This window comes from Aeromicrobium massiliense JC14, from assembly GCF_000312105.1.
Lineage (GTDB): Bacteria > Actinomycetota > Actinomycetes > Propionibacteriales > Nocardioidaceae > Aeromicrobium > Aeromicrobium massiliense.
The window spans coordinates 248373-264027 of the sequence record NZ_HE978637.1 but is presented as its reverse complement, the minus strand read 5'-3'; the positions used below and the strand labels follow the sequence as shown (position 1 = coordinate 264027).

Below are 15655 nucleotides of genomic sequence, written 5' to 3'. Positions count from 1 at the left end.
GCGGTGCTTGCCAGGCCCAACGCCCGGCTCCCGCCCATTCTTCCCGCGCCGCCCCGGCGGCTCGTCCGGCGTCCGGATGCTGGGCCTGGGAGACTCCGGGCATGGACCTGCGCATCTTCACCGAGCCCCAGCAGGGGGCCGACCACGAGGACCTCCTGGCCGTGGCCCAGGCCGCCGAGCGGCTCGGCTTCGACGCCTTCTTCCGCTCCGACCACTTCCTGACGATGGGCGGCGACGGCCTGCCCGGCCCGTCGGACGCGTGGATCACGCTGGCCGCCCTCGCCCGCGAGACGAGCACGATCCGGCTGGGGACGCTCATGACGTCCGCGACGTTCCGCCTGCCCGGCCCGCTGGCCATCGCCGTGGCCCAGGTCGACCGCATGAGCGGCGGCCGCGTGGAGCTCGGGCTGGGCGCCGGCTGGTTCGCCGAGGAGCACACCGCGTACGGCATCCCGTTCCCCGAGACCAAGGAGCGGTTCGACCGGCTCGAGGAGCAGCTGGCGATCCTGACCGGCCTGTGGGGCACGCCCGAGGGCGAGACGTTCAACCACGCCGGCGCGCACTACTCGCTCACCGACTCCCCCGCGCTGCCCAAGCCGGCGCAGCGTCCCGGCCCGCCGGTGCTGATCGGCGGCCACGGCAAGCGCCGCACCCCGGCCCTCGCCGCCCGCTACGCGGCCGAGATCAACGTCCCGTTCGGGTCGGTCGAGGCGAACCGGGTGATGTTCGAGCGCACGACCCGCGCCTGCGAGGAGATCGGCCGCGACCCCGGCGAGCTCGTCCGCTCCAGCGCCCTCGTGCTGTGCGTCGGCTCCGACGAGGCCGAGATCGCCCGCCGGGCCGCCGCCATCGGCCGCGAGGTCGGCGAGCTGCGCGAGAACGGCCTGGCCGGCACGCCCGAGGAGGTCGTCGAGAAGCTGCACGCGTACGCCGCGACCGGCAGCAGCCGGGTGTACCTGCAGGTGCTCGACCTGGCCGACCTCGACCACCTCGAGCTCGTCGCCGCCGAGGTCGCGCCCCACGTGCATGCGTGAGGCGTCGCTGCCGGGCCGACCCCGGCCGATAGGATCACGTCGTGACTGACACCACCTCTCGTCCGCGCTCGGGCCGGATGCCGCGCACCGAGCGGCGCGCCCAGCTGCTCGAGGTCGCGCTCGGTGTCTTCGTCGAGCAGGGCTACCACGCCGCCTCCATGGACGAGATCGCCGACCGCGCCGGGGTGAGCAAGCCGGTGCTGTACCAGCACTTCCCCGGCAAGCTCGAGCTGTACCTGGCGCTGCTGGAGACGTCGTGCGCGGAGGTCGTGCAGGGCGTGCGCGTCGCGCTGGCGTCGACCACCGACAACCGCAAGCGCGTCCAGGCGACCATGGCGCTCTGGTACGACTACGTCGCCGACCAGGGCGCGGCCTTCCGGCTCGTGTTCGAGTCGGACCTGACCAACGACCCGGCCGTGCGCCGGCTCGTCGACGGCGTCATCGAGGACTCCGCGGCGGCCATCGCCGAGGTGATCCGCGAGGACACCGGCCTGCCCGGAGCCGCCGCTCACCAGCTGGCTGTCAGCCTGGTGGGCATGGGGCACGTGGGAGCCCGCACGTGGCTCGACACCCGCTCCGAGCTCAGCAAGGAGCAGGCCGTCCAGCTGGCTGCCGGTCTCGCCTGGCGCGGCATCGGCGGCTTCCCGCGCGACCCCGAGAACTCAGACCGAGGAGAGGAATGACCGTGGAGGTCAAGATCGGCGTCCAGAACGCCGCCCGTGAGCTGTCCGTCGAGACCGAGGAGACCCCCGAGGCTCTGCTGAGCCTGCTGGAGACGGCGATCGCCGACTCCAAGGTCTTCTCCCTGACCGATCCCAAGGGCCACACCGTGGCCGTGCCGGCCGACAAGGTCGCCTACCTGTACTTCACGTCCGAGGCCGGACGTCCCAAGGTCGGCTTCGCGGCCGGCCTGAACGCCTGACCCGCTGACCGGGGCCTCGAGCCCCATCGACGCAGCACGAGCCTGCTGGGAGCACCGCTCCCGGCAGGCTCGTGTCGTCTGCGGCCTAGGCGGCGAGACCGAGGCGCTCCATGCGCTTGGTGTGGGCCTCGGTGATGCGCGCGAACATCCGGCCGATCGCGGCCAGGTCCATGCCGGGCACGTCGACGCCGCCGACCAGCACGGCGGCGAGCGCGTCCCGCTCGGCCACCACGGTCTGGGCCTGGCTGAGCGCCTCGCCCATGAGCCGGCGCGACCACAGCGCGAGGCGTCCGGCGATCTTCGGGTCCTGCTCGATGCCCGCGCGGACGGTGTCGACGACGAACTGCGAGTGGGCGGTGCCGCTGAGCGTGGACACGACCAGGTCGCGCGTGGACGTCTCCAGGAACGCCGCGACCTCGCGGTAGAAGTCCGAGGCCAGGCCGTCGCCGACGTACGCCTTGAGCAGGCTCTCGTAGTAGTCCGACGGCTGGGTCTTGGCGTGGTAGCGCTGGAAGATCGCCTCGAACGGCTTCATCGACTCGTACGGGTCGACGCCCATCTCGACGAGCCGGTCGCGCAGCTGCTGGAAGTGGTCGAACTCGGCGGCGGCGAGCGCGGCGACCTCGACCCGGCTCCGCAGGTCGGGCGCCATGCGGCCGTCCTGGGCGAGCTGCTCGACGGCGCTGATCTCGCCGTAGGCCAGCAGGCTGAGCAGCTCGACGACGCCGCTGCGGTACGTCGGGTCGTCCAGGGCGGAGCCCTTGCCGGACGCGTCACGCTTCGAGAGAGCCATGGCCGCAGCGTACCGAGAGCCGCGCCTCGGACGCGTCCGTGCGGACCCGTCCGGGGCGTCGAGGCCCGGGTTTCCGGCCTCCGCGCGTAGCATGGCCTCGAACACATCCTGAACTCCTCAAGAATTCGAGTAGAGCCATCACCACGTTCCGAGACCTGGGCGTCCTGCCCGAGATCGCCGACGCGCTCGCCGAGAAGGGCATCGAGAAGCCCTTCCCCATCCAGGAGATGACCCTCTCGGTGGCCCTCATGGGCACCGACCTCATCGGCCAGGCCCGTACCGGCACCGGCAAGACCTTCGCCTTCGCGATCCCCGTCATCCAGCGCACCGTCGCCCCGCACGACCCCGACTTCGAGCAGCTCGCCGCCCCCGGCAAGCCGCAGGCGCTCATCATCACGCCCACGCGCGAGCTCACCATCCAGGTGTTCAAGGACGTCGAGACGGCGTCGGCCAAGCGCGGCACCCGCAACCTCGTCATCTACGGCGGCGTGCCGTACGAGCCGCAGCTCGAGGCGCTGGAGCGCGGCGTCGAGATCGTCGTCGGCACCCCCGGCCGCGTGCTCGACCTGGCCAACCGCGGCCACCTCGACCTGTCGCACGTGAAGTCGATCGTGCTGGACGAGGCCGACGAGATGCTCGACCTGGGCTTCCTGCCCGACGTCGAGTCGATCCTGGCCAAGACCCCCGAGCTGCGTCAGACGCTGCTGTTCTCGGCCACGATGCCGGGCGCGATCGTCTCGCTGGCCCGCAAGCACATGCGCCACCCGATGAACATCCGCGCCGAGTCGACCGAGGAGAACCAGACGGTTCCCGCGACGGCGCAGTTCGTCTACCAGGCGCACGAGATGGACAAGCCCGAGGTCGTCGCCCGCATCCTGCAGGCCGAGAACGTCGGCAAGGTCATCATCTTCACGCGCACGAAGCGCTCCGCGCAGCGCGTCGCCGACGACCTGGCCGAGCGCGGCTTCCCGTGCTCGCCGCTGCACGGCGACATGGCGCAGGGCGCCCGCGAGAAGGCCCTGACGAAGTTCCGCGACGGCGGCGTCGACATCCTCGTGGCCACCGACGTGGCGGCGCGCGGCATCGACGTCGCGGACGTCACGCACGTCATCAACTACACGTGCCCCGAGGACCACAAGACCTACGTGCACCGCATCGGCCGTACCGGCCGCGCCGGCGCCACGGGCATCGCGATCACCTTCGTCGACTGGGCCGACATCCAGCGCTGGAAGCTGATCAACAAGGAGCTGGACCTGCCGTTCGACGAGCCGCAGGAGACCTACTCCACGTCCGAGCACCTGTTCCACGACCAGGGCATCCCCGCGGGCACCAAGGGCCGGCTCAAGCCTGCTCCCCCGCGTGAGCCCAAGCCCAAGACCGAGGGCGACCGGGGCGGACGCTCCAGCGGCCGCGGCAACGGCGGTCGCGACGGCGGCCGTGGTCGCTCCGGCGGCGGACGTCCGCAGGGAGAGCGCAGCGACGCCCCGCGCGCCGAGGCCGCCGAGAGCGCCGAGGCGAGCGACAAGCCGTCCGGCGAGGGCACCAGCACGAGCGCCCGTCGCCGGCGTCGCCGTCGCACCCGCAGCGGCGCGCCGCTCGAGGGCGGCCAGCAGCCCACCGGCGGCGAGGCCACCTCGGCCGAGTAGCACCCGCACGCGAGCGAGCCCCCGGACCGTCACGGTCCGGGGGCTCGCTGCGTCAAGGGGTCAGACGGTCGCCGGCGCGCGGTCCACGAGCCGGGCCGCGACCGCGCGGTACGCCTCGGCGCCCTTGTGCCGCGGCGCGGTGCCGAGCACCGAGCGGCCGATGGCCGGGGCCTCGGCGAAGCGCACCGACTTGGGGATGGCCGGCTCCAGCACGTCCAGGCCGTACGTCTCGCCGATCGTCTCGAGCACGGCGCGGGCGTGCCGGGTGCGTCCGTCGTAGGCCGTCGGCAGGACGCCGAGCACGTGCAGCCGCGGGTTGAGCAGCTGCTGGACGTCGTGGATGGTGTCGAGCAGCTGGCCGACGCCGCGGTGCGAGAGCGTCTCGCACTGCAGCGGCACCAGCACCTCGTCGGCGGCGGCGAGCGCGCCGACGGTCAGCACGCCGAGGGTCGGCGGGCAGTCGACCAGGATCCAGTCGTAGTCGGCGGCGACGGTGTCGAGCGCGACCGAGAGCCGGCGCTCGCGGCCCGTGCGGCCGACCAGCTGCTCCTCGGCGCGGGTCATCGCGATGCTGGACGGCAGCAGGTGGACGCCCTCGTCGGTGACCACCAGGGCGTCGGTGACCGGGCGCCGGCCGAGCATGACATCGCCCGCGGTGAGCTCGACGTCCTCGGGGTCGATGCCGAGCGAGAAGGTGAGCCCGCCCTGCGGGTCCAGGTCGACCAGCAGCACCCGCAGGCCCCGCTCGACGAGCGCGATGCCCAGCGAGGCGACCGTCGTGGTCTTGCCGACGCCGCCCTTCTGGTTGGCCACGGCCAGCGTCGTCGTCATGGCCCCAGCATGCCACCGACGGGCGCCCTCCTGGGCGAGTCTCGCCGTGGCATGCTGAGCGCATGCCCCGTGCTCTCGTCACCGGTCCCACGGCCGGCCTCGGCCGTGCGTACGCCCTCGAGCTGGCCCGTCGGGGCTACGACCTCGTGCTCGTGTCACGCGACCAGGCCCGGCTGGACGCCCTCGCCGCCGAGCTCCGCCGCGACCACCGGGTCGAGGTCGACGTGCAGGCGGCCGACCTCGCGACGTCCGAGGGCATCGACCTCGCCGCCGGCCTGGTGCGCTCCAACGCCCGCCCGGTCGACCTGCTGGTCAACAACGCCGGCGCCTCGCTGGCCGGCTGGTTCGGCACCACCGACGTCGCCGACGAGGACCGTCAGCTCGACCTGCTCGTCCGCGCCCCCATGCACCTGAGCGACGCCGCGATCAAGGCGATGACCGGACGCGGGCGCGGCCAGATCCTCAACGTCTGCAGCGTCGCGGCCTGGACGCCGCGGGGCGCCTACTCCGCGCACAAGGCGTGGCTGCTGAACCTGACGCGCTGGATGAGCTGGCAGTACGCCGACGCCGGCCTGCAGGTCACCGCGGTGTGCCCCGGCTTCGTGCGCACCGAGTTCCACCAGCGCATGGGCGCGGACGTCAGCACCGTGCCGCGCTGGATGTGGCTCAAGGCCCCCAAGGTCGTGCGCGCCTCGCTGGACGACCTCGACAAGGGCAAACCGGTCTCGGTGCCGTCGCTGCGCTACAAGGTGCTCGGCGCGCTCGCCCGGCACGCGCCGGCGCCGCTGGTGGCGCGGGCCGCGAGGCGGGGCCGATGAGCACGCCGCGCACGCTCCGCCTGCCCGAGCACGTCGTCCCGGTCTCGCTCGCCACCTCGCGCGGCACGTTCGCCGCCCTGGCCACCGAGCCCGAGGACGTCCCGACCGCGCACGTCGTCCTCGTGCCCGGCTGGACCGGTAGCAAGGAGGACTTCGCGCCGCTGCTGCCGCTGCTGCGCGCGGCCGGCTTCAGCGCCACCGCCTACGACCAGCGCGGCCAGCTGGAGACCACCGGCCTGCCCGAGGACGACTACACGCTGGCCGGGTTCGCCGAGGACGCCGTCGCGGTCGCCGAGTCGGCCGGTGCGGGCCCCGTGCACCTGCTGGGCCACTCGTTCGGCGGGCTCGTCGCCCAGACCGCGGCCGCGGCCCAGCCCGAGGCCTGGCGCTCGCTCACGCTGCTGTGCACCGGCCCGGGCGCGCTGGGCGAGGACCCGCAGCGTCCGCTGTCGCACCTCGTCGAGGTGCTCGACCGCGACTCGCTCGAGGAGGTCTACGGCCAGCTGCAGGCCGCGCGCGGACGCGACGAGCAGCCCGCCGACGTCGAGGAGTTCACCCGGCGCAAGTTCGTCTCGAACGCCGTCGCGTCGCTGCGGGCCATGACCGTCCACCTGCTCGAGGCGCCCGACCTGGTCGAGGCGGCGCAGAAGTCCGGCCTGCCGGTCTTCGTGGCCCGCGGGGCCGACGACGACGCGTGGCCGTTCGACGTCCAGGACGAGATGGCCCGCCGCTACGGCACGCAGGTGCACGTCGTGCCCGACAGCGCCCACTCCCCCGCGATCGAGAACCCCGAGGCCTTGGCCGCGGCCTGGCTCCCCTTCCTCGCCGACCACTGACGGACCTCACCCGCCCCCGGCTCCGCCGCGAAGTGTGAAGGAATGAACCACCTCGGGACGGAACGTGGTCGATTCCTTCACACATCTCGGCAACGCGGGGCTGGGGTGAGCTGGTCGGGGGACGGTCCTAGGCTGGGCCCATGCCCGTGACCCGAGGCTTCATCGGCCGGCGCCGCCCCGAGCGGCCCGACCGCCTGCCGCCCGGCCAGTACGACACCGGTTCGTCGTGGCCCACGCTGACCGCCGAGGTCACCCCGCACCTGGACCCGAAGGCGTGGACGATCACCGTCGACGGCCTCGTCGAGCGTCCGACGACCTGGACCTGGGACGAGGCGCACGAGCTGCCGCCCTCGACCTACCTGGGCGACATCCACTGCGTCACCACGTGGTCGCGGCTCGACATGAGCTTCGCCGGCGTCAGCGTCGACACCCTGCTCGAGGCAGCCGGCCCGCTGCCCGAGGCCGCGTACGTCATGGCCCACTCGACCACCGGCTACACCACCAACCTGCCGCTCGAGGACGTCACCGGTGGCAAGGCGTGGGTGGCCTGGGAGGCCGACGGCAAGCCGCTGACGCCCGACCACGGCGGCCCGGCGCGGCTCGTCGTCCCGCACCTGTACTTCTGGAAGTCGGCCAAGTGGGTCACCCGGCTGGAGCTGATGGCCAGGGACCAGCCCGGCTTCTGGGAGCGCAACGGCTACCACGACCGCGGCGACCCGTGGCTCGAGCAGCGCTACCAGGGAGACCCGTGAGCACTCCGCCCACCGGCGGCTGGACGACCGGCCGCATCATCGAGAAGGACCAGCCCAGCGAGCGGCTGGTCCGGCTGCGCCTGCACGTCGAGGACCGCACCGACCACCTGCCCGGCCAGCACTACGTCGTCCGCCTGCGCGCGCCCGACGACTACACCGCGCAGCGCTCGTACTCGGTCGCGTCCGACCCCGACGACCCGCTGCTGGAGCTGGCGATCGAGCTCATGCCCGGCGGCGAGGTGTCGGGGCACCTGCACGACGTCGCGGAGATCGGCGACGTGCTGGAGCTGCGCGGCCCCATCGGCGGCTACTTCGTCTGGGACGGCGAGGAGCGGGCGATCTGCGTGGGCGGCGGCACCGGCGTCGTGCCGTTCGTCGCGATGCAGCGGTACGCGCGGCGCACCGGCCAGGACGACCGGCTGAGCGTCGTCGCCGTCGGCCGCACCCGCACCCAGCTGCCGTACTTCGCCGAGCTGAACCGCAACGGCGCGTTCACCGCGCTCACCCGCGAGAACCTCGGCGACCGCGTGGCCTCCCCGCCGTACCCGGACGAGGTCGCGCCGCTCGTGGAGAAGGCCGACGTCGCGTACGTCTGCGGCTCGCCCGGGTTCGCCACCTACGCGACGCGGCTGCTGCAGGAGTCGGGCATGCGCGCGGACGCGATCCGGGTCGAGCAGTTCGGCGTCACCGGCTGACGGTCACGCCCCGGCGGCGCTCGTGCCCCGGCGCCAGCGCCTACTCCTTCGGTGGGAGGCTGCGGGCGTGGTCGAGGCCGCGGGCCACCCAGGTCTCCAGCTCGGCGTCGTCCTCGCACCCCGCCGCGTCGACCCGGACCCAGCCCCGGGCCGGACGACCGCTCATGACCATCGGGCCGGCGTGCGGCAGCACCGTCACCTCGTCGGTGTGGTCGGGCGGCACGCGGAGCATGAGGCCGCCCTGACCGCTCACCGCGACCGCCATGTGCCCGTTCACCAGGAACGCGAGCCCGCCGAACATCGCCTTCTCGGACGTGCCCGGCTCGAAGCAGACGAGCTGGCGCACCCGCTCGGCGAGCTCGAGGTCGTAGGTCATGCCCCCAGGGTGCACCCGGCCGGGGACAGCCGGGGTCAGCGCTTGCGGCGGACGTACAGCTGGCGGCGCAGCCGGGCGACGACCTCGCCGGACTCGTCGGTCAGGACGTCCTCGAACCACGGCAGGTGCTTGTCGCCGTCGGCGGTCGCCTTGCGCATCAGGTCGACGTCGTCCGCGCCGAGCGCGAAGTGGCCGCGCACCGTGCCGCGTCCGGGCCGCACGAACTCGATCGCGGCCTGCTTGTCCCACACCACGTACTCGGGGCCGAGCTGCTTCATCGCCATGAGCATGAGGAACGGGTCGCCCATGGCGAACAGGGAGCCACCGAACGCGGTGCCGACGGCGTTCCGGTTCAGCCCGCGCACCCGCAGCCGGACGTCGACCTCGGTCCAGTCCGGGGCGATGCGCTCGATGCGGATGCCGGCGAAGCGGTAGGTCGGCCACAGGTTCATGACCAGGCGCTGCTGGTTCGCGCTGAGCCTCACGCGAGCACGCCGGGCAGCAGGCGCTGCAGCTGCTCGGGATCGGTCGTGTGGCAGCCCAGCGGGAAGCCGATCTTGCCGGTGCCGTGGTAGTCGCTGGACCCGGTGACCGCGAGGTCGAGGTCGGCGGCGAGGGACCGCAGCCGGACGCGCTGCTCCTCGCTGTGGTCGTTGTGGTCGACCTCGAGACCGCCCAGGCCGAGGTCGGCGAGCTCGGCGATCGCGTCCGGGGTCATCACCCGGTCCGACCCGCGCGACCACGGGTGGGCCACGACGGCGACGCCGCCGGCGTCACGGACCAGCCGGACGGCCTCGTGCAGCGGGGCGGCGTAGCGGTCGACGTACGCCGGCCGGCCGGGCTTGAGCAGCCGGTCGAACGCCTCGTCGCGGTTGGCGACGACACCCTTCTCGACCAGGGCGTCGGCCACGTGCGGACGTCCGGACGCCGCGGCGTTGCCCGACCAGCGGGCCACGTCCTCGACGGTGACGTCGATGCCGAGCGCGCCGAGCCGCTCCAGGATGAGCGGCAGCCGGTTGTCGCGTCCGTCGAGGACGCGCTGCAGCTCGGCCAGCAGCGGCCCGTGCGTCGGGTCGACCTCGTAGCCGAGCAGGTGGACGCTCTTGCCCTGCAGCTGGGTGGAGATCTCCAGGCCCCGGACCAGCCGGACGCCGACCCGGTCGGCGGCGGCCTGGGCCTCGTCCCACCCGACGGTGGCGTCGTGGTCGGTCAGCGCCACCACGTCGAGGCCGGCTCGCGCCGCGTTCTCGACCAGCTCGGTCGGCGAGTCCGTCCCGTCGGAGCGGTCCGAATGCGTGTGGAGGTCGATGCGCACGGACTCAGGCTAGCGAGCCCGGGCGCGCCTGGTCGGGCGAGACGTTCCAGTGCCGGACGACACGCTCGCCCCGGTCCTCGCCCAGCACCGAGATCGTGGCGGTGCTCAGGAAGAAGTGCCGGCCCCGCTGCGGCGTCAGGCCGAGCCAGCGGGCGGCCAGCACGCGCAGCGAGTGGCTGTGCCCGAACACGAGCGTCCGCCCGCCCTCGCGCACGGCCCGGTCGACGACGCGGTCGAGCCGCTCGGCCACCTGCACCGGGGTCTCGCCGTTCGGCGTCACGCCGTCCCACACCGTCCAGCCCGGGTCGTGCTCACGGATCTGCGGGGTCGTGATGCCCTCGTAGTCGCCGTAGGCCCACTCGACCAGGTCGTCGTCGACCTGCGGGTCCGGGAACCCGGCGAGCTCGGCCGTGCGCCGCGCGCGCAGGCGCGGGCTGGAGTGCACGTGGTCGAAGTCGACCAGCGCGAGCGCCGGACGCAGCGCGCCGGCGACCTCCACCCCCTCCTCGGTGAGGTCGAGGTCGGTCACCGACGTGTGCTTGCCGGCCGAGCTCCACTCGGTCTCGCCGTGGCGGACGAGCCAGATCTCCGCGCTCATCGCGGCACCAGGGCCCACAGGTCGAGGTCGAGCAGGACGCCATCGGCGTACTTGCCGTCGTCGCCGCGCAGCGTCATCGACTCGTCGCGGCCCTTGGTGGCCACGAGCCGCAGCCGCAGGGCGCCCACGCCGGGCGCGGACGTCTCGGCGACGTCGAGCACCTCGGACCAGGCGTGGATCGTGTCGCCGGCGTACGCGGGCGCGGCGTGCGAGCCGCCGTTGATCGCCGCGACCAGCTGGGCGTTGGCCAGCCCGTTGAACGACAGCGCACGGGCCAGCGAGATGACGTGGCCGCCGTAGACCAGGCGGCGTCCGTCGGGCCGGGCCTGGACGTCGAAGTGGACCTTGGCCGTGTTCTGCCACAGCCGGGTCGCCATCATGTGCTCGGCGTCGGTGAGGGTCACGCCGTCGACGTGGTCGATCTTCTCGCCGACCTCGTAGTCGCCCAGGCGGTGCGGCTCGCCGGCGGCGGCGACGTCGTAGCCGGTGAAGTCCAGGCCCTCGGGCAGCACGAGGTCGGCCGGGTCGACGACCTTCGCGAGGTCGGGCACGACCGTCTCGGGCGCCGGGGCGTCCTGGTCGCGCTTGTGCACCATGACCCAGCGCGCCCAGTCCAGGGCGACCTCGCCGCGCTGGTTGGTGGCCGTCGAGCGGACGTACACGACGCCGGTGCGTCCGTTGCTGTTCTGCTTGAGCCCGATGACCTCCGAGCGCGTGCTCAACGTGTCGCCGGGCACGACCGGGCGGTGGAAGCGGCACTCGGCGTAGCCCAGGTTCGCCACGGCGTTGAGCGAGACGTCCGGGACGGTCTTGCCGAACGCGACGTGGAAGGCGAGCAGCTCCTCGACCGGCGCGGGCGACAGGCCCACCGAGGCGGCGAACGGCGCGGACGACGGGATCGCGAACCGGGTCGGGTAGAGCGCGCCGTACAGCGCCCGGTCGCCCTCGGTGATCGTGCGCGGCGTGGCGTGCTCGATCACCTGGCCGACGGTGAAGTCCTCGAAGAAGTTGCCCGGGTTCGTCTTGCCCATGGATGTCCTCACGCTCGCGGGTGTGCCCTCGTCATCCTGGCGCACCGGCACCCCGCGCGGCGTGTGGACCACCCCACACGGGGTCAGAACTCGCTGGCGCGGTAGCCCGGCAGCTGCACGAGCAGCTCCTGGGCCCGGGTCAGGTGCTTGTGCTCGACCAGCACCTCGTAGCGCGACGGGCGGATCTGCTGCACCGAGCTGAAGTCGCGCCGGCCGCGGGTGAACGCGTACCCGATCGCCGCCCAGACCGCGCCGAACACGGCACCGAACGCGGCGGCGCTGAGCACCGTGGCGAACCAGCTGCCCGGCTCCGCGAACAGGCCCAGCAGCAGACCGACGAACACGCCCAGCCACACGCCGGACGCGATGCCGGCCAGGATGACCCGGCCCCAGGTGAGGCGACCCGTGATGCGCTCGACCTGCTTGAGGTCGGTGCCGACGACCAGCACGTTCTCGACCGGGAAGTCGTGGTCGGCCAGGTGGTCGACGGCCTTCTGCGCGTCGGCGTAGTTCTCGAACGTCCCCAGCGACTGGGGGAACTGCAGGGAGAAGATCTCAGCCATGGCGCCACCGTAGACCCGGGGCACGACGAGGGCCCGGCGGAGCACACGCTCCCCCGGGCCCTCGTCGGACGGGTCAGGCCTTGTACTGCTTGAGCAGGTTGCGGCCGATGATCATCTTCTGGATGTCCGACGTGCCCTCGCCGATCAGCATGAAGGCCGCCTCGCGGTACAGCCGCTCGATCTCATACTCCTTGGAGTAGCCGTAGCCGCCGTGGATGCGGAAGGACGCCTCGACGACCTCGTTGCAGTACTCGGAGGCGAGCATCTTGGCCATGCCGGCCTCGACGTCCATGCGCTCGCCGGCGTCCTTGAGCCGGGCGGCGCGGACGACCATCGTGTGCGCCGCCTCGACCTTGGTGGCCATCTCGGCCAGGCGGAACAGGATGGCCTGGTGCTGGGCGATCGGCTTGCCGAAGGTCTCGCGCTGCTGGGCGTAGGCGATGCCGAGCTCGAAGGCGCGGTTGGCGATGCCGACGGCGCGGGCGCCGACGTTCACGCGGCCGACCTCGACGCCGTCCATCATCTGGTAGAAGCCCTTGCCGGGCTCGCCGCCGAGCACCTGGTCCGCGCTGATCCGGTGCTTCTCCAGGATCATCTCGGTGGTGTCGATGCCCTTGTAGCCCATCTTGTCGATCTTGCCGGGCACCGTGACGCCCTGGGCCGTCTCGCCGAAGCCGGGCTCCTTCTCGACCAGGAACGTCGTCATATTCTTGTAGACGCTGTCGGCGCCCTCGTCGGTCTTGCACAGCACCGCGACGAGGTTGGACGAGCCGCCGTTGGTCAGCCACATCTTCTGGCCGGTGATCTCGTAGCCGTCGTCGGTCCTGGTGGCCTTGGTCGAGATCGCCGAGACGTCCGAGCCCAGCGACGGCTCGGACATCGAGAACGCGCCGCGCACCTCGCCGGTGGCCATCTTGGGCAGGTACCTCTTCTTCTGCTCCTCCGTGCCGTGCTGCTTGAGCATGTAGGCGACGATGAAGTGCGTGTTGATGACGCCCGAGACGCTCATCCAGCCACGCGCGATCTCCTCGACCACGAGCGCGTAGGTCAGCAGCGACTCGCCGAGGCCGCCGTACTCCTCGGGGATCATGAGGCCGAAGATGCCGAGCTCCTTGAGCCCCTCGACGATCTCGGTCGGGTACTCGTCCTTGTGCTCCAGCTCGGTGGCGACGGGGATGATCTCCTTGTCGACGAACTGTCGGACGGTCTTGAGGATCTCCTGCTGGATGTCGGTCAGTCCGTCGGTGCTCACAAGGCGTCCCACGAGGGCCTCCGCTGTCTGAGGGGTCGGTGCTCCGGCAGGTTACCGCCAGTTAACCTCCGTCGCCGTGCGGCTCAGGTCACATCACTCGGCGAGCGGTACCTCGGCCGGCGCGGGGCGGCGGGCCAGCGTGACGACGGCGAGCCCGGCGAGCATGAGCGCCAGGCCGGCGTACACGCCCCAGGCCGGGGCCTGGCCGAGCAGCAGCGCGGCGAGCAGGGCGGCGCCCGGCACCTCGAGCAGGATGAACAGCGAGACGACGGTGGGGCTCATGACCGCGAGCAGGTGGTTGAAGATCGAGTGCCCGCCCAGCTGCGCGACGACCGTGACGGCGACGATGAGCAGCCAGTCCTCGGCGTCGAACCCGACGAGCGGCACCAGCCCGGCCGCGCACGCGACGGCCAGCGCGACGGCGCAGATGCCGTAGCAGACGAAGGTGTAGGCCGTGGTCGACAGCGAGCGCCGGACCGACTCCCCCGCCACGAGGTAGAGCGCGGCGAACATCCCGCCGAGCAGCGCGCACACGTCGCCGAGCAGCGCCTCGGGCGAGACGCTGAGGTCGACGCCCGACACCACCAGCACCCCCGCGATGGCCACCGCCGAGCCCAAAGCCACCGGACGCGCGACGGGCGTCCCGCGCAGCCGCTCGATCAGCACCACCCACACCAGCTGCGTCGCGACGAGCGCCGTGGCCGCCGCGACGGACGTGAGCGTCAGCGCCGTGATCCAGGTGGCGAAGTGCAGCGCCAGCATGAGCCCGGCGAAGGCGGTCGTGCGCCAGCCTCGGGCGTCCAGCGCGCGCAGCTCGCCCCGGCTGCGGGTCAGCGCGAACGGGCCGAGCGCCGCGGTCGCCAGGGCGGTGCGCCAGAACGCGATGGCCATGGCCGGCGCGGCGGTGGCCGCCATGATCGGTCCGGACAGCGAGACCCCGGCGACGCCGAGCATGGCGAGCAGCACGTTCACCGCCCCAGTGTGCGGCCCGGCGCGCGGACGTCCGGCACGACCCCGCCGCGGACCGCTCATGTGACGCGCGACACGGTCGATGTCATCGTTCGACGGGCACCGCGCCCGTGACGGGTCTACCGTGGCCCGGACGTGGCCCACGTCACGAGGAGGACGAGATGCGCAGCCGCACCCGCCGTCCCGGCACGCGCCCGGCCCACCTGCAGGTGGCCGCCGAGCAGGACGTCGTCGTCGGACGCAGCCTCCGCTCGCGCGCGCTCGGTCTCGGCCTGCGCACCACCGTCCGCCCGCTGCTGGACGCCTGGGCGCTCACCCCGTTCCGCGTCGTCCCGCCCAACGTCCTCGAGCACGGCGCCCGGCTGCTCCCCGTGCCCGCCGGCACCCGCTGCGCCCGGGTCGACCTGCCCGAGTGCCACGGCGAGTGGGTGCGCGGCGACGGCGTGCCGTCCGCGGAGCCGGGCAGCCGGGTCGTGCTCTACCTGCACGGCGGCGGCTTCCTGTCGTGCGGCCTGACCACGCACCGCGGGCTCGTCTCGCGCCTGTCCAGCCGCACCGACCAGCCCGTGCTGAGCGTCGCCTACGGGCAGATGCCGCGGCACTCGATCGCCGACTCCGTCTCGCACTGCGTCGCCGCCCTCGGCTGGCTGCGCGAGCAGGGCGTCCGCACCGAGGACGTCACGCTCGTCGGCGACTCGGCCGGCGGCTACCTCGCCTTCTGCGTGGCCCGCGCCGCGATCGACGCCGGCTGGGGCACCCCGGCGGGCGTGGTCGGGCTGTCGCCGCTGCTCGACCTCGACCCCACGCGCAAGCTCGCGCACCCCAACGCCCGTACCTGCCACACGTTCTCCGCCGCGGCGATCGCCCGGCTCATCGACCTGGCCGACCACGTCGACACGCGGCTCAAGACCACCGCACCGCGGTTCTCCCCCGTGGACATGCGCGTGGACGACATGCCGCCGGTGCTGCTGCAGGTCGGCTCCCGCGAGGTCGTCCTGGCCGACGCCGAGCTGATGGCCAACCGGCTCTCCGCGGCCGGCGTGCCGGTGACGCTGCAGGTCTGGGACGGCCAGGTGCACGTCTTCCAGATGGCCGCGTTCCTGCCCGAGGCCCGGCTCGCGCTGCACGAGATCGGCGAGTTCGTGCACGCCCTGGCCCGCCGGCCGGCCGCGTCCCGCGCCGCCGCGCGAGTCCGTCCGGCCGTCGTGCCGCAGGCCGGCTGAC

19 protein-coding genes are annotated in these 15655 nt (G+C 73.0%); 9 read left to right on the top strand and 10 right to left on the bottom strand.

What is annotated here, in order from left to right:
* The first annotated feature begins 101 nt into the window (after positions 1–101).
* Genes HGAM_RS08480 through HGAM_RS08470 form a run of 3 tightly spaced genes read left to right on the top strand, consistent with a single transcriptional unit; the run spans position 102 to position 1956 of the window.
* Complete coding sequence (locus HGAM_RS08480; protein WP_019145055.1) at positions 102–1034, top strand: LLM class F420-dependent oxidoreductase; 933 nt, start codon at positions 102–104, stop codon at positions 1032–1034.
* A gap of 41 nt (positions 1035–1075) precedes the next feature.
* The gene (locus HGAM_RS08475; RefSeq protein WP_019145054.1) at positions 1076–1717 is read left to right on the top strand and encodes a TetR/AcrR family transcriptional regulator; all 642 of its coding nucleotides are present in this window, start codon (positions 1076–1078) and stop codon (positions 1715–1717) included.
* Positions 1714–1956: a DUF3107 domain-containing protein gene (locus tag HGAM_RS08470; RefSeq protein ID WP_019145053.1), complete on the top strand. Its 243-nt coding sequence runs from the start codon at positions 1714–1716 to the stop codon at positions 1954–1956. Before HGAM_RS08475 ends, HGAM_RS08470 begins: the two co-directional genes overlap by 4 nt.
* 85 nt (positions 1957–2041) lie before the next feature.
* On the opposite strand, the gene HGAM_RS08465 is transcribed toward HGAM_RS08470, so the two are convergent.
* Positions 2042–2749: a ferritin-like fold-containing protein gene (locus HGAM_RS08465; RefSeq protein ID WP_019145052.1), complete on the bottom strand. Its 708-nt coding sequence runs from the start codon at positions 2747–2749 to the stop codon at positions 2042–2044.
* Positions 2750–2976: 227 nt separating this feature from the next.
* Here HGAM_RS08465 and HGAM_RS18465 point away from each other — a divergent pair, with 227 nt between their 5' ends.
* Positions 2977–4395 (top strand): DEAD/DEAH box helicase, encoded by a 1419-nt coding sequence (locus HGAM_RS18465; protein ID WP_019145051.1) that lies wholly within the window; start codon positions 2977–2979, stop codon positions 4393–4395.
* A gap of 60 nt (positions 4396–4455) precedes the next feature.
* Here the strand turns inward: HGAM_RS18465 and HGAM_RS08455 are convergent, their stop codons facing one another.
* Entirely contained in the window at positions 4456–5226 is a 771-nt protein-coding gene (locus tag HGAM_RS08455; RefSeq protein ID WP_019145050.1) for a ParA family protein, read from the bottom strand.
* A gap of 62 nt (positions 5227–5288) precedes the next feature.
* Between HGAM_RS08455 and HGAM_RS08450 the strand changes: the two genes are divergently transcribed.
* The 4 genes from HGAM_RS08450 to HGAM_RS08435 all read left to right on the top strand — a co-directional run bounded on the left by HGAM_RS08450 (position 5289) and on the right by HGAM_RS08435 (position 8327).
* Complete coding sequence (locus HGAM_RS08450) at positions 5289–6044, top strand: SDR family NAD(P)-dependent oxidoreductase (RefSeq protein ID WP_019145049.1); 756 nt, start codon at positions 5289–5291, stop codon at positions 6042–6044.
* Positions 6041–6880, top strand: a complete 840-nt coding sequence (locus HGAM_RS08445) for an alpha/beta fold hydrolase (RefSeq protein ID WP_019145048.1) — start codon at positions 6041–6043, stop codon at positions 6878–6880. Before HGAM_RS08450 ends, HGAM_RS08445 begins: the two co-directional genes overlap by 4 nt.
* A 140-nt stretch (positions 6881–7020) precedes the next feature.
* Complete coding sequence (locus tag HGAM_RS08440; protein ID WP_019145047.1) at positions 7021–7632, top strand: sulfite oxidase-like oxidoreductase; 612 nt, start codon at positions 7021–7023, stop codon at positions 7630–7632.
* Positions 7629–8327 (top strand): FAD-binding oxidoreductase, encoded by a 699-nt coding sequence (locus tag HGAM_RS08435; protein WP_019145046.1) that lies wholly within the window; start codon positions 7629–7631, stop codon positions 8325–8327. Before HGAM_RS08440 ends, HGAM_RS08435 begins: the two co-directional genes overlap by 4 nt.
* 40 nt (positions 8328–8367) lie before the next feature.
* Here the strand turns inward: HGAM_RS08435 and HGAM_RS08430 are convergent, their stop codons facing one another.
* The 8 genes from HGAM_RS08430 to HGAM_RS08395 form a co-directional block, all read right to left on the bottom strand.
* Positions 8368–8703 (bottom strand): TfoX/Sxy family protein, encoded by a 336-nt coding sequence (locus HGAM_RS08430; protein WP_019145045.1) that lies wholly within the window; start codon positions 8701–8703, stop codon positions 8368–8370.
* 35 nt (positions 8704–8738) lie between these two features.
* Entirely contained in the window at positions 8739–9188 is a 450-nt protein-coding gene (locus tag HGAM_RS08425) for a DUF4442 domain-containing protein (RefSeq protein WP_019145044.1), read from the bottom strand.
* Positions 9185–10018, bottom strand: coding sequence for a PHP domain-containing protein (locus tag HGAM_RS18460; RefSeq protein ID WP_019145043.1), 834 nt, complete (start codon positions 10016–10018; stop codon positions 9185–9187). Before HGAM_RS18460 ends, HGAM_RS08425 begins: the two co-directional genes overlap by 4 nt.
* Positions 10019–10022: 4 nt before the next feature.
* A complete protein-coding gene (locus HGAM_RS08415; protein WP_038951660.1) occupies positions 10023–10616 on the bottom strand; it encodes a histidine phosphatase family protein in 594 nt (197 codons plus the stop codon).
* Complete coding sequence (locus tag HGAM_RS08410) at positions 10613–11647, bottom strand: MaoC family dehydratase (RefSeq protein ID WP_019145041.1); 1035 nt, start codon at positions 11645–11647, stop codon at positions 10613–10615. The genes HGAM_RS08415 and HGAM_RS08410 overlap by 4 nt, the downstream gene beginning before the upstream one ends.
* Before the next feature lie 83 nt (positions 11648–11730).
* Positions 11731–12210 (bottom strand): YflT domain-containing protein, encoded by a 480-nt coding sequence (locus tag HGAM_RS18455; protein WP_019145040.1) that lies wholly within the window; start codon positions 12208–12210, stop codon positions 11731–11733.
* A 73-nt stretch (positions 12211–12283) separates the two neighbouring features.
* Positions 12284–13474 carry an acyl-CoA dehydrogenase family protein gene (locus tag HGAM_RS08400; protein WP_038951659.1) on the bottom strand — a complete coding sequence of 397 codons (1191 nt, stop codon included), beginning with the start codon at positions 13472–13474 and terminating at the stop codon, positions 12284–12286.
* Positions 13475–13555: 81 nt separating this feature from the next.
* Positions 13556–14434 (bottom strand): DMT family transporter, encoded by an 879-nt coding sequence (locus HGAM_RS08395; protein WP_019145038.1) that lies wholly within the window; start codon positions 14432–14434, stop codon positions 13556–13558.
* A gap of 158 nt (positions 14435–14592) precedes the next feature.
* On the opposite strand from HGAM_RS08395, the gene HGAM_RS08390 reads away from it, so the two are divergent.
* Positions 14593–15654: an alpha/beta hydrolase gene (locus HGAM_RS08390; RefSeq protein ID WP_019145037.1), complete on the top strand. Its 1062-nt coding sequence runs from the start codon at positions 14593–14595 to the stop codon at positions 15652–15654.
* The last annotated feature ends 1 nt before the right edge of the window (position 15655 follow it).